Raw genomic sequence first — 14,006 nt, 5'->3', positions numbered from 1 at the left:
TTATTTATTATGATGAATAATAAGTTTGTTCAATTGTAATAAAATTCTCTTTTTTCCAACTTTTTTAAAGTTAATTAAGGCGATTTTATTAAGATATTCTAATTTTAGAACAGTTCCAAAACCAAATATTTGATGATAAACGATCACACCTTCTTTTATATGTAAATTTTTAGAATTTTCATATGTAATTTTTTTATTTTCTGTATTAACAAATTTTTGATTTAGTTCGTTAATAAAACGACTGCGAATATTTTCCTTTTTTTCCCCCCATAAAAATCTAGATTTTGTATAAGTTAATATAGCCATTTTTTGTGCTCTAGTTAAAGCAACATAAAAAAGTCTACGTTCTTCTTCTATTTTAAACTGAGAGTTTATACTTAATTTTGATGGAAATATATTTTCTTCTAATCCTGTGATAAAAACAATAGAAAATTCTAATCCTTTAGATAAATGAACAGTCATTAAAGAAACTTTGTTACCATCATTAAATTTTTCAGTTTCTTCTTCTACCTCTACATATAAATATTGTAAAAAACCTGATAAACTATTGTTCCCATTATTTTTTAGTCTTTTTTGTTCTTCTATATAATGAGATACGTTATATAATATATATTGAAAGTCTGTATAATTATAATTTTTATCTATTTCTATCAAAAAATGTACAATATGTTTTGCTATTGTATAAGCATCTAATATTTTTGATTTAATTCTAAATTTTTCTATTTCTAAAAAAATTTTTTTTAACTTTTCTTTCGTTTTTTTTGTGAAAATGTCATAATTATCTATTTTATTTATTACGTTATATACTGTAATTTTTTCTTGTTTTGATAATTCTATTATATGTTTTACAATATTTTTATTTTTTATTATTTTATTGATTACATGTAATACAGATTGTTCATCTTCTGGGTTTATTATTATCTTAAAATAAGATAATAAGTCTCTGATTTCTTTTCTTTTAAACAATGAAGTTGATCCATATATTTTATATGGTATATTTTTTTCTTTTAGAGAAGATTCTATAAAATATGATTGTTTATTTGTTCTATAGAGAATAGCAATGTCTTTATATTGAAAATATTTATTTTCTTTTGTTGAAAGAATAAGATTAGCAATATATTGTGCTTCTTTTTTCTCAGAAGAAGCACAATATATTTTTACTTTTTCTCCCTTTTCATTTTTAGTCCATATTTTTTTTGTTATTTGATTTTTATTGAAAGAAATGATATTGTTAGATGCTTCCACTATATAATTAGTAGAACGATAATTTTGCTCAAGACGAAATATTTTTGCTTCATTATAATCTAAATGAAAATTTAATATATTTGCTATATTTGCACCACGAAAAGCATAAATACTTTGAGCATCATCTCCTACTACAAAAATATTTCTATATTTGGAAGATAAATTTTTTATTATAACACTTTGAGAAATATTTGTATCTTGATATTCATCTATTAGTATATATTTGAATTTTTCTTGATATTTTTGTAAAATATTAGGAAATTTAAAGAATAGATGATTAGTATAAAGTAATATATCATCAAAATCTAAAGCGTTTGATTGTATACAACGTTTTGTGTAATGTTCATATATTCTTATAAAAGTTTCAGATTTTCTTTTTTTAATTAAAAACTTACTGTATAAATTATTTTTACATTCGGAAATTTCTCTTCTTATTTCTTTAGGAGTTAGATTAATATCTAAATTAATATCTTTCAATATTCTTTTTATAAGATTTTCTGAATCTTTTTGATCATAAATAGTATAATTAGGATTATATCCTATATAGGAGGATTCTTTTCTTAAAATTTTTGAAAAAATAGAATGAAAAGTTCCTAATGTTAGTTGATCTAGTTGATCAATGCAAATCATTTTAGATATTCTATTTTTCATTTCTATAGCGGCTTTTTTAGTAAAAGTTAAAGCTAGTATATTAGAAGGGTCAATTCCCGTATTCTTGATCATATAAGCAATTCTATATGTAATAACGCGAGTCTTTCCTGATCCTGCTCCAGCAATAACTAGTATAGGCCCATTAATAGTTTTTATTATTTTTTGTTGATCTATATTTAGAGACATAGATTATTGAATCTATTTTTTATCCATTCATAATATTTGTGAGGAATATCTTTGTTCTTTTTTAATAAGAAGTTTGGATTTTTTTCAAAAAAATTTTCAGCTACTGGAAATACTTCTTTTATCATTTTATAATCTTTCATAATATTGATAGTATGAAAACAACTTTTTCCGCTTTGTTTTGTTCCTATTAAATCTCCACTACCCCTTTGTTTAAAATCTTCTTTAGCAATTTCCAATCCACTATTTGTTATACACATTTTTTCTATTTTGGAACTACTTTTTAATCCAATATTTTCATTTGTAATAAGTATACAATAACTTTGATATGGACCTCTTCCTACTCTTCCTCTCAATTGATGAAGTTGAGATAATCCAAAAAAGTTTGCATTTTCTATTAAAATAACTGTTGCATTTGGAACATTTATTCCTACTTCTATTACAGTAGTAGATATCATTATTTTAGTTTTTCCATGAAAAAAAAGATTTATTTGTATTTCTTTTTCCTTAGAAGTCATTTTTCCATGTAATATTCCTATTTTATTTCCCAATGTTTGAAATTTATCTTTTATTTCTTTATATCCTTCCATTAAACTATTGCATTTCTTTCTATTTTTGTTTTCTATAATAGGATAAACAATATATATTTGTCTTCCTTTTAAAATTTGATTTTTTATTATTTCAAAAGCTTTTTTTCTATTTTTATCTAAGAGATGAATAGTTTTTACTGGTTTTCTTCCTAAAGGGAGATCTTTTATTATGGATATATTTAAATCATGGTATATAATTTTAGCTAAAGTTCTAGGAATAGGTGTAGCAGTCATAATTAAAGTATGAGGAAATTTTTTATCGTTTTTTTTACAAAGATAAGATCTTTGTTTTACTCCAAAACGTTGTTGTTCATCTATAACTGCTAATCCTAAATTAAAAAATTTTACTTTTTTTTGAATTAATGTATGAGTTCCAACTATGATAAAAATCGTACCTTTAAATATATCATTACAAATTTTTTTTCGTACAGAAATAGGAGTTGATCTAGTTAATAAAGCTATTTTAATTTTTATTGTTGAAAACATTTTTTTTATATATTGATAATGTTGTATAGCCAAAACTTCGGTAGGAGCCATCAAACATGATTGAAATCCGTTGTCTAAAGCTATTAACATAGCTAACATCGCTATTATAGTTTTTCCACTTCCTACTTCTCCTTGTAATAGTCTATTCATTTGAATAGATTTTTTTAAATCGTTCCATATTTCTCTGAATACTTTTTTTTGTTCTTCTGTTAATGAAAAAGGAAGAAAATATTTGTAGAACTGATGAAAATTTTTTCCCAATTTTGAAAACTTTGGACCATCTGTAATTTTTCTTTTTGATAAAAAAAATAATTTTATTAGAAATAGTTCTTCAAATTTTAAAGAATATTGTGCTTGAAGTTTTTTTTTAAAAGATTTTGGAAAATGAATTTGGATTAAAGCTTCTTTTTTTGACATTAATTTTTTCTTCAAAAATTTTTGGAAAAAAAAATCTTCTATGTGATTCTTTGATTCTTGGATTAAATTTTCTAATAACTTAATTATAAGTAAATTATTTAATCCTATATCTCTTAATTTTTTTGGTATAAAATAAATAGGATATATACAGTAGTTATTATTTATTGAATGAGAAATTTCATATTTTTCAATATTAGGATGAATAATCTGTATTTTATTTTGGAAAAAATTTAGTTTTCCGTAAACTATGATAATAGTATTTTTTTTTATTTTTTTATAAAAATTAATCTTATGAAACCAAATTAATTCAATAAATCCCGTTTTATCTTCCAAACGAGCTATCAATATTTTTTTATTACAAGTTGTTATTTCTTTAATATTGGTAATCTTTCCTAAAATTTTTACAAAATTTTTGTTATGATTATTTTTATTAGTAAATAATTCTGATATTTTCCTAAACTTAGAAAGTTGAATATATTTTTTTGGGAAAAAAAACAATAAATCTTCATATGTATGAATGTTTAATTCCGAATTAAATAAATGTATTTTTTTTAAATTTAATCCTTTTAAATTTTTTATGGATTTTTTTAAAATGCTATAAGACATCATAAATTATATAGAAATAGATAGTTTCCCTATTTTTTTTACAAAAAAAACTTAATTTTGTCAACTAGTAGATAATTAATTAAAAATTAGGACATTTAGCTCAGTTGGTTTAGAGCGCTACTTTGACAGAGTAGAGGTCGTCGGTTCAAATCCGATAGTGTCCACATTTCTTCAATTATTTTACTTTAATTTTGTTATTTATATAAAAATTAAATAAAATATAAATATGATTTTAATCACTATAGTAAGAGAAGGTGAGTCTATTGATAAAGCATTAAAAAAATGTAAAAAAAAATTTGATAAAACTAGAGTTCTCAAAGAGTTTAGAGAAAAACAACAATATGTAAAACCTTCTGAAGGAAGAAGAAATGAAATTCTGAGAGCTAAATATAGAGAAAAAATGAGATCAAAGAATGATGAATAAAAATGAATAAATAAGATTTACTTTTTTTATGTTTTTATGATGGTAAAAAAAACTACTGATAATAAAATTATATTTGGGTTAATTGGTAAAAATATAGGCTATTCTTTTTCAAGAAATTTTTTTTTGGAAAAATTTAAAAAAGAATCTCTATCTAATGTAGATTATAAGATTTTTGATATTGAAAAAATAGAAAAAGTCTCATCTATTTTTAGAATTCCTTATTTGATAGGGTGCAATGTAACAATACCTTACAAAACTAGTATCATTAATTTTTTAACAGAAATAACTGCAGAAGCAAAAGAAATAGGATCCGTAAATGTTGTAAAAATTATTAGGAAAAAAAAGATCATTGGATACAATACAGATATTATTGGTTTTCAATTATCTTTTGAAAAGGATATGAAATTTTTTCATGAAAAAAATCCAAATGCTTTAATTCTAGGAACTGGAAGTGTTTCTAAAACTATATCTTTTGTTTTAAAAAATTTAGGAATATCCTATCAATTCGTATCTAGAAGAAAAAGAAAATATTTTTTATCCTATGATGATTTAAATAAAGATATACTGGAAACTCATAAAATTATTATTAATTGTACCCCGGTTGGAACGTATCCAAATATTAACTCTTGTCCTCTCGTTCCTTATCAATTTATTTCTAAAAAACATTATTTTTATGATTTGGTATATAATCCTAATAAAAGTTTATTTTTAAAAAAAGCAGAAAAAAAAGGAGCTTTTATAAGAAATGGATTAGAAATGTTGAATATTCAAGCAAATGAATCATGGAAAATATGGAATTCTCCTTAAAAAAAATTTTTATGGAGAGAGCTATACAATTAGCTAGAAATGGATTAGGGACAACTTCCCCTAATCCCATGGTTGGATGTGTTATAGAAAAAAACGGAGTTGTTATATCGGAAGGTTGGCATTATAAATTTGGAATGAACCATGCTGAAGTTGAAGCTATCAATAAAATTAAGGACAATAATTCATTTGTTAATTCTACACTATATGTAACATTAGAACCATGTATTCATTTTGGAAAAACATCTCCTTGCGTTGATTTAATCATCAAAAAGAAAATACCGATAGTTGTAATAGGGATCAGAGATCCATATCAAAAAGTAAATGGTCTAGGAATAAAAAAACTTATAAATAATGGAATAAAAGTAGTAGAAAATTTTTTAGAAGATCAATGCTTGGTTCTGAATAAACGTTTTTTCACTTTTCATAAAAAAAACAGGCCTTATATTATACTAAAATGGGCTCAAAGTAATGATGGATTTATATATTCCTCAAATAGAAAAAATAAATGGATAAGTGGAGAAAACGCTAGACAACTAAATCATAAATGGAGATCCGAAGAGGATAGCATTTTAGTTGGAAAAAAAACTGTATTAAACGACAATCCAAAACTAAATGTTAGAAAGTGGGATGGAAAAAATCCAGTAAGGATTTTTATCGATAAAAAATTAAATATACCTGATTCATACTTTGTTTTAGATGGAACTCAAAAAACTATTATTTTTACAGAAAAAAATAAAAAAAATAAAAAAAATATAGAATATATTTGCCTCTCCTTTAAAAAAGAACTAATAAAGAATATATTAAATCAATTATATAGAAGAAACATACAATCTCTGATTGTAGAAGGTGGAAAAAATACATTAGAAAATTTCATAAAAGAAAATATGTGGGATGAATGTAGGGTTTTTGTATGTAATACAACATTAAAATGCGGCATAGAATCTCCTATAATAAAAGGAAAAATGTTAAAAAGTGTAAATATTGGAAAAGATATATTATTTTATTTTTCGAGATAAGAATTGAATTGTATTAATGCCATCTGCATAATCTTCTAATTTTGGTAATTGTGCTTCTCCGAAGCATATTTCCTCTTCGAGAAAATTTTTTGCTACAATGCATTGTAGATGTTTTTTATTTTTAATAATATTTTTTCTCAATTTATCTAAATTTTTATAATATTCATAATAAACAACTGATATTGGACTAAAATAATTTTTATCCTCTTTAAAAATGAGAAAATCATTGTTTTTGATACATATTTTTTTATTCATATTATAAATAGATAGATAATATTTGTAATTATCCATATATTTTTTGTTTCTTGTAATATATTTATATAAATATGATTTATCCAATATATGACTGATATTATATTTATAAGGGATAAAAATTTTTCCTATATTTCTACATCCTCTTCCAGAATAAGTAAGTATATCTTTATTCAAAAAAATTAAATCTTCCTGTTTCTCATCCCCTTGTAAAATAGCTATCGAAGTTCGATTATTACGTAATAGAAGTGGCTTTTCTCTGAAATAATATTCAAAATAACGAGCCGTATTATTATTTCCAGTGGCTATGACATAGTCATATTTTTCTTTAAAAAAATTTTCAGTAAATTTAATTTTATCCTTTAACATTGGATTAATATGTTTCATAATCTTACATAAAAAAGGAAACAATAAATTATCTTTTTGAGATAATTTAATTATTATTTTATATCCAGATATAATAACGCACAAAAAATCGTGAAATCCTGCTAGTGGAATATTTCCAGGCATAATTACAAGAACGTTTTTTTCTTTATTTTTATTATTATTTATTTTATAAAATTGCTTATCTATCCAATATTCTAAGTTTTTTCTTGTAAGTGTCTTCCCCCATTGATCAATACTTAAAAGTAAATCTTCCATATGAAACCAACTATTATTGATAGAAATTCTTTGAATAATTTTTTTAATAGAAGGAAAGAATTTTTTTATTTCGTTATTAGAAAAAAATGAATTATTTAATTTTTTATTTATGTAAAATTTCCTAAATTCTCTTAAAATTTTACCTATTTTATCAAATGTTTTAATCATAATTTTAATTAAAAAAAAATTCTTTATGTCTATAAAGATAACAGAAGATTGTATTAATTGTGGAGCTTGCGAACCAGAATGTCCTAATCATGCGATTTATGAAGGAGGAAAAACATGGAAAATGTCAGATGGAAATTCTTTGTTTCATAAAAATGAAGATTATAATATTCCACAAAAACCAAAAAAAAAGGATACATATTTTATTGTTTCAGAAAAATGTACAGAATGTATTGGTTTCTATGAAGAACCTCAATGCATTATGATATGTCCAGTAAACTGTTGTATTCTTGATATGTATGAAACTAAAGAAGAACTTATTAATAAAAAGAATTTATTGCATACTCATCATAAATGAGTAATTAATTCACTTTTTTTTATATGGAGAAATTAACTTGGAATTCTTTTTTTATAAAAGAATATAAAAAAAAATATTTTAATGATTTATTAAAAAAACTGAAAGAAGAGTATAGTAATTTTGTATGTTTTCCTAGAAAAGAAGATATTTTTTCTTCTTTCAAATATTGTTCTTTAAAAAAATTAAAAGTTGTTATCCTAGGTCAGGATCCATATTACAATAAAAATCAAGCTGATGGACTTTGTTTTTCTGTCCAAAATGGAACCAAAATCCCTCCCTCATTAAGGAATATCTTCATAGAAGTAAATAGTTGTTTTAATAATAAAGAAATACCATCTAATGGATCTTTAGTTCATTGGGCAATACAAGGTATTTTGTTATTAAATTCTATTTTGACAGTAAGAGAAGGATTCCCTAAATCTCATAAAGAAATAGGATGGGAAGTTTTTACAAATAGAATTATACATTTTATTTCAGAAAATAAAAAAAATGTTGTTTTTCTTTTATGGGGAAAACATGCAAAAATGAAAAAAAAATTTATTAATCAATTAAATGATCATTATGTTTTAGAAACATCACATCCTTCTCCTTTTTCTGCATATCATGGATTTTTTGGGTCTAAACACTTTATAAAAACTAATATTTTTTTATATGAAAAAGGAAAATGTCCCATAAAATGGTAAAAATTATACCATTTATTTTAACATTACTTACAGATGTATAGATCTATTTTCAAAATTTAACAAAGAAACTTCTTTAAATGCTTCGCTATAAGTAGGATGAGGATGACATATTCTATATATATCCTCAGAAGAGGAATAGAATTCCATAGCAACAGTTGCTTCCATTATCATATCTGATGCGTGATCCGATATTATATGAACCCCTAATATTTTATCTGTTTTTTTATGAGAAATCATTTTCAAAAATCCATCTGTACATCCACTTGTTTTGGCCCTACCTAATACCTTCATTGGGAAAAACCCTATGTTATATTCTATTTTTTCATTTTTTATCTCATATTCTGTTTTTCCAACGCTGGCTACTTCAGGATACGTATAAATTACTGAAGGAATTAAATCATAATTAATAATGTTAGGTTTTTGTCCTGCTATATGTTCTACTACATGTAATCCCTCATATTCTGCTTTATGTGCTAACATCTTTCCACCTATAACATCTCCTACAGCATATATATTATTATGAACACTAGATTGCAAATGATGATTAACTATAATAAATCCTTTTTCATTCTTTTTTATTCCTATGTTTTCTAATCCTAAATTTTCTGTATTAGGAATTCTACCGATACATAGAAGACAATAATCTCCTGTAAATTTTATTTCTTTTCCATTTTTATCTTTAGCTAGAATAGCTACTTTTTCATTATTTTCTGTAACAATATTGTTAATGGATAAAGAAGTTATTATTTTAATAGAGGATTTTTCTAATATTTTCTTCATTTCTTCACTTAGAGAAAAATCCATACCAGGTATTATTCTATTCATTCCTTCTATGATTAGCACTTCGCTTCCTAATCTGTTAAATATAGAACCTATTTCTAATCCAATGACTCCTCCTCCAATTATTATTAATTTTTTTGGAATTTCTTTTAAAGAAAGAGCTTCTGTAGAAGATATAATCCTATTTTTCAGGCTAAAATTTATATATGGAAAACATGTAGGCTTAGAGCCAGTGGCTATTATACAAAATTTAAAATTTATTTTATTTTTTTCATATAATGATTTTATTTTCTTTACAGAAAGAGTGTTTTTATTTATAAACGACGCTATCCCTTGATAAACATCTACCTTATTTTTATTTAATAAATATTTAACTCCATTATTTATATTTTTAATTATATTGTTTTTTCTATTCATCATTTTATCAAAATCTAGACTAATCTTTTCAAAAGATATTCCATGTAAATGATAATTTTTTTTGGCTAATAGAAAATATTTAGAAGAATCTAAAAGAGATTTAGATGGAATACATCCTACATTTAAACATGTCCCTCCTAATTCTTCATATTTTTCTACAATTGCAGTTTTAAATCCTAATTGACTAGCTCTAATAGCAGAAATATATCCTCCTGGACCTGATCCTATGACTACAATATCGTAATTTTTCATATTAATTTTTTGTTTATAAAGTTACATAATTACATATTTAATACATACGCAAAAATTAATGGAGCAACAATGGTTGCGTCTGATTCAATAATGAATTTTGGAGTATTTTTATCCAACTTTCCCCAGGTTATTTTTTCATTTGGAATTGCTCCAGAATAAGAACCATAACTTGTAGTAGAATCAGATATTTGGCAAAAATAAGACCAAAAAGGAATTGATTTATCTCCTATATCTTGAGACAACATAGGGACAACGCAAATGGGAAAATCACCTGATATTCCTCCACCAATTTGAAAAAAACCTATCTTATGTTTATTAGATTCTTCTTGATACCATTTTGCTAAGTACATCATATATTCGATTCCATTTTTAACTAGAAAAGGAGAAAACATTTTTTTTATGCAACAAGAAGCAAAAATATTACCTATAGTACTATCTTCCCATCCTGGAACTATCATAGGTAAATTTTTTTTAGCTGCAGCTAATACCCAACTATTTTCTGGGTCAATATCATAATATGGTTCTAGAACATTTTTTAATAATAATTGATAAATGTATTCATGAGGAAAATAACGTTTTTTTCTTCTATGAGCAATTTTCCATACATCTAAAATATGTTTCTGAAGATTTTTAAAGGCCTCTTCTTCCGGAATACAAGTGTCTGTCACTCTACAATAACCTTCTTTTAAAATTTCTTTTTCCTGATCTGGAGTAAGATCTCTATAATTAGGTATTTTTTTATAATGAGAATGAGCTATTAAATTTAATATATCTTCTTCTAAATTAGCCCCTGTACACGAAATGATATGTACTTGATCTTTCCTTATCATTTCAGCTAAAATTTTTCCTAATTCTGAACTACTCATAGCACCTGCTATAGTTAGCATCATTTTTCCATTCTTTTGAATATGAGATTTATAGGATTTAGCTGCTTCCAATAAGGATAAAGCATTAAAATGAAGAAAGTATTTGTTAATAAAAGAAGTAATAGGAGATTCTTTCATATTTCATATTTTTTTATCTAGCTATTTGTACGGCTCTTGTTTCTCTGATCACTGTTACTTTTATTTGACCAGGATATGTCATCTCATTTTTTATTTTTTCTGTGATATCGAAAGATAATTGAAAAGCTTTATTATCATCAATTTTATCACTTTCGACTAAAACACGTAATTCTCTTCCTGCTTGTATAGCAAATGCTTTATTTACACCGTAAAAACTAATTGCTATATCTTCCAAACTCTTCAATCTTTTTGAATAAGATTCAAAAGAATTTCTTCTAACTCCTGGACGTGCCCCACTTATAGAATCTGAAACTTGTACTATAGGAGATATTAACACTTTCATTTCTATTTCATCATGATGAGATCCAATAGCATTACATATTTCAACATTTTCTCCATATTTTTCTGCCCATTGCATTCCTAAAATAGCATGAGGTAATTCTGATTCATTTTCAGGAACTTTACCAATATCATGCAATAATCCTGCGCGTTTTGCTAATTTTGCATTTAATCCTAATTCAGAAGCTAATATTCCTGCTAAGTGTGCTACTTCACGAGAATGTTGTAATAGATTTTGACCATAAGAAGATCTATACTTCATTCTTCCTATCATTTTAATTAATTCTGGATGAATTTTATGAATTCCTAGATCTATTATGTTTTTTTTTCCTATTTCAACTACTTCTTCCTCTACCTGTTTTTCTGTTTTTTCTACTATTTCTTCTATTCTTGCTGGATGTATACGGCCATCTATTACTAATTTTTGAAGAGAAAGTCTAGCAACTTCTCTTCTTATAGGATTAAAACAAGATAAAAGAATGGCTTCTGGTGTATCATCTACAATAATTTCTACCCCTGTAGCCTTTTCCAAGGCTCTTATGTTTCTTCCTTCTCTTCCTATGATTCTCCCTTTAACATCATCTGATTCTATATTAAAAATAGATACAGCATTTTCTACGGCTTGTTCTGTTCCTATTCTTTGAATAGCTTGAATGACTATTTTTTTTGCTTCCATTTTTGCAGTTATTTGTGATTCTTCTATAATACTTTGTATATAAGATTTAGTCTTTGTTTTAGCTTCATTTTTAAGTATTTTTATCAATTCACTTTTAGCTTCTTCAGAAGAATAATTAGATATTTTTTCAAGTAATTCTACTTGTTTAGTATGCATTTTTTTAAATTCTTCTTGTTTAGTTTGAAGAATTTTATATTTATTTTCATAGTCATATATTTGATTTTCTAGACGATTGTTTTTTTTAAAATAAATTTCTATTTCTTTAGAAAGTCTATTTTCTTTTTTTTTTGTTTGATTTTCTATATCAATTATCTTTTTTTCTCTAAGATGAACTTCCTTTTCATGTTTACATTTTAATTCTAAAAATTTTCCTTTAGCTTGTAACACTTTATTTTTTTTTACGTTTTCACCTTCTTTCTCTGCATTGTTTATAATGTTTTTTGCTTGTATATTAGCTTTATCTAATAATTGAATATATTTTTTTAATATGGTTTTTTTTCCAAAAAAATAACATGTAATAATTCCTATCAAGAACCCCATTAGGACCGAAAATCCAACATTTATTTTCATATTCACTCAATTTAAATAAAAATAAAATAGACATTTTAATAACATTTTTAAAACAAAAATACTGATCAAAAATTCTTAATAAAGTTTTATGTTATAAAGATTTCTCTGAATAAAGAAAAAGAAGATAAACAATCAATAAATATACAAAATTAAAGATGAGGGGTATTAAAATATATTTTTAAAAAACAGAATTTGAATACATTATATATTTGTACATAAAAATCTAAATATTAATGATACGATCTTATTTGGATAATGCAGCTACAACTCCTATAAGGAGTGAAGTTATAAAAGTTATAGTAGATACATTAAAATATTCATTTGGAAATCCTTCATCAACTCATCATAGTTATGGAAGGAAAGCACGTTCTATAATAGAAGAATCTAGAATAAACATAGCAAAAATAATCAATGCTACGCCTTCCGAAATAATTTTTACTTCTAGTGGAACAGAAGCTAATAATATTATATTAAAATCTTCTATATTAGATTTGAATATAAAACACATATTAACTTCTCCATTAGAGCATTCTTCTGTTTTACAAACAGTATTAGATCTATCTCAGAGGTATAAAATAATAGTAAATTTTATTCAATTAAAGGAAAAAGGGGGAATAGATTTTAACCATATGGAAGAATTATTAAAAAAGAATTCTTCTTTTAAAACACTTGTAAGTTTAATGTACGCTAATAATGAAATAGGAAATCTATTAGATGTGAAAAAAGCTTTTTTTTTATGTAAAAAATACAATGCGTATTTTCATTCAGATACAATTCAGTTTATTGGAAATTTTCCTATTGACATGAAAAAAAATTGTTTTGATTTTGTAACTGCTAGTGCACATAAATTTTATGGTCCTAAAGGTATAGGTTTTCTTTTTGCAAGAAAAGAAATTATTAAAAAAATGAAACCTTTTATTAGTGGAGGTTTCCAGGAATATGGAATACGTTCAGGAACAGAAAATATTTATGGAATAATAGGTCTTTCAGAAGCTTTGAAATTGAATTCTTTTGATTTTAAAAATCATTTAAATAAAATAAAAAAATTAAAATACTATTGTATATCAGAGTTAAAAAAAATAATTCCAGATATCATTTTTAATGGATTTTCATCTTCATTTGAAAAAAGTATTCCAACTATACTAAATTTCTTATTTCCAACAAAAAAAGATCATTTATTATACTTTCATTTAGACTTAATGGGAGTTTCAGTTTCCAGAGGAAGTTCCTGTGATAGCAATGTAAAAAAAATGTCTCATGTAATTAAATCTATTACAAGTGAATCTTTATTAAATAAAATGATGCCAATAAGAATATCTTTTGGAATTTTTAATGAAAAAAAGGATATAGATTTATTAATAGAAGCTCTGCAAAAAATTAGGAAATAAAAAATTTTCTATAAAGTTCAAAATATATTAATTATCATTATATTTGATCATTGAT

Annotated in this window: 12 protein-coding genes and 1 tRNA gene; 7 read left to right on the top strand and 6 right to left on the bottom strand. The window is 24.2% G+C overall.

The window, feature by feature from the left end; genetic code table 11:
- Both H0H48_RS02485 and recG read right to left on the bottom strand, forming a co-directional pair.
- Positions 1–2,082 carry an ATP-dependent helicase gene (locus H0H48_RS02485; protein WP_185870988.1) on the bottom strand — a complete coding sequence of 694 codons (2,082 nt, stop codon included), beginning with the start codon at positions 2,080–2,082 and terminating at the stop codon, positions 1–3.
- Complete coding sequence (gene recG, locus H0H48_RS02480) at positions 2,073–4,178, bottom strand: ATP-dependent DNA helicase RecG (RefSeq protein ID WP_185870987.1); 2,106 nt, start codon at positions 4,176–4,178, stop codon at positions 2,073–2,075. Before recG ends, H0H48_RS02485 begins: the two co-directional genes overlap by 10 nt.
- A gap of 89 nt (positions 4,179–4,267) precedes the next feature.
- Between recG and H0H48_RS02475 the strand changes: the two genes are divergently transcribed.
- The 4 genes from H0H48_RS02475 (at position 4,268) to ribD (ending at position 6,425) form a co-directional block, all read left to right on the top strand.
- A tRNA-Val gene (locus H0H48_RS02475) sits at positions 4,268–4,342 on the top strand.
- Positions 4,343–4,404: 62 nt separating this feature from the next.
- Positions 4,405–4,602, top strand: coding sequence for a 30S ribosomal protein S21 (rpsU, locus tag H0H48_RS02470; RefSeq protein WP_185870986.1), 198 nt, complete (start codon positions 4,405–4,407; stop codon positions 4,600–4,602).
- 36 nt (positions 4,603–4,638) lie between these two features.
- Positions 4,639–5,409 carry a shikimate dehydrogenase family protein gene (locus H0H48_RS02465; protein WP_394366913.1) on the top strand — a complete coding sequence of 257 codons (771 nt, stop codon included), beginning with the start codon at positions 4,639–4,641 and terminating at the stop codon, positions 5,407–5,409.
- A complete protein-coding gene (gene ribD, locus H0H48_RS02460; protein WP_394366912.1) occupies positions 5,385–6,425 on the top strand; it encodes a bifunctional diaminohydroxyphosphoribosylaminopyrimidine deaminase/5-amino-6-(5-phosphoribosylamino)uracil reductase RibD in 1,041 nt (346 codons plus the stop codon). The genes H0H48_RS02465 and ribD overlap by 25 nt, the downstream gene beginning before the upstream one ends.
- Here ribD and H0H48_RS02455 read toward each other — a convergent pair.
- Positions 6,405–7,487: a phosphoserine aminotransferase gene (locus H0H48_RS02455; protein ID WP_185870985.1), complete on the bottom strand. Its 1,083-nt coding sequence runs from the start codon at positions 7,485–7,487 to the stop codon at positions 6,405–6,407. The genes ribD and H0H48_RS02455 overlap by 21 nt on opposite strands.
- 25 nt (positions 7,488–7,512) lie before the next feature.
- Between H0H48_RS02455 and H0H48_RS02450 the strand changes: the two genes are divergently transcribed.
- Positions 7,513–7,842 (top strand): 4Fe-4S dicluster domain-containing protein, encoded by a 330-nt coding sequence (locus tag H0H48_RS02450; RefSeq protein WP_185870984.1) that lies wholly within the window; start codon positions 7,513–7,515, stop codon positions 7,840–7,842.
- Between the two features lie 23 nt (positions 7,843–7,865).
- The gene (locus H0H48_RS02445; protein WP_185870983.1) at positions 7,866–8,525 is read left to right on the top strand and encodes a uracil-DNA glycosylase; all 660 of its coding nucleotides are present in this window, start codon (positions 7,866–7,868) and stop codon (positions 8,523–8,525) included.
- Positions 8,526–8,552: 27 nt separating this feature from the next.
- On the opposite strand, the gene lpdA is transcribed toward H0H48_RS02445, so the two are convergent.
- The 3 genes from lpdA to rny are packed head-to-tail and all read right to left on the bottom strand — an operon-like array spanning position 8,553 to position 12,563.
- Positions 8,553–9,974, bottom strand: a complete 1,422-nt coding sequence (gene lpdA / locus H0H48_RS02440) for a dihydrolipoyl dehydrogenase (protein WP_185870982.1) — start codon at positions 9,972–9,974, stop codon at positions 8,553–8,555.
- Positions 9,975–10,003: 29 nt separating this feature from the next.
- Positions 10,004–10,978, bottom strand: a complete 975-nt coding sequence (locus H0H48_RS02435; protein WP_185870981.1) for a deoxyhypusine synthase family protein — start codon at positions 10,976–10,978, stop codon at positions 10,004–10,006.
- Positions 10,979–10,991: 13 nt separating this feature from the next.
- The gene (rny, locus tag H0H48_RS02430; protein WP_185870980.1) at positions 10,992–12,563 is read right to left on the bottom strand and encodes a ribonuclease Y; all 1,572 of its coding nucleotides are present in this window, start codon (positions 12,561–12,563) and stop codon (positions 10,992–10,994) included.
- Positions 12,564–12,796: 233 nt separating this feature from the next.
- Here rny and H0H48_RS02425 point away from each other — a divergent pair, with 233 nt between their 5' ends.
- Positions 12,797–13,951 (top strand): cysteine desulfurase family protein, encoded by a 1,155-nt coding sequence (locus tag H0H48_RS02425; protein WP_185870979.1) that lies wholly within the window; start codon positions 12,797–12,799, stop codon positions 13,949–13,951.
- Positions 13,952–14,006 lie beyond the last annotated feature (55 nt).

Origin of the sequence: Blattabacterium cuenoti, assembly GCF_014252055.1 — a bacterium.
In the GTDB taxonomy this organism is placed as follows: Bacteria; Bacteroidota; Bacteroidia; order Flavobacteriales; family Blattabacteriaceae; genus Blattabacterium; species Blattabacterium cuenoti_D.
The sequence above is the reverse complement of the archived record's forward strand: the minus strand, read 5'-3'. Positions and strand labels throughout refer to the sequence as shown.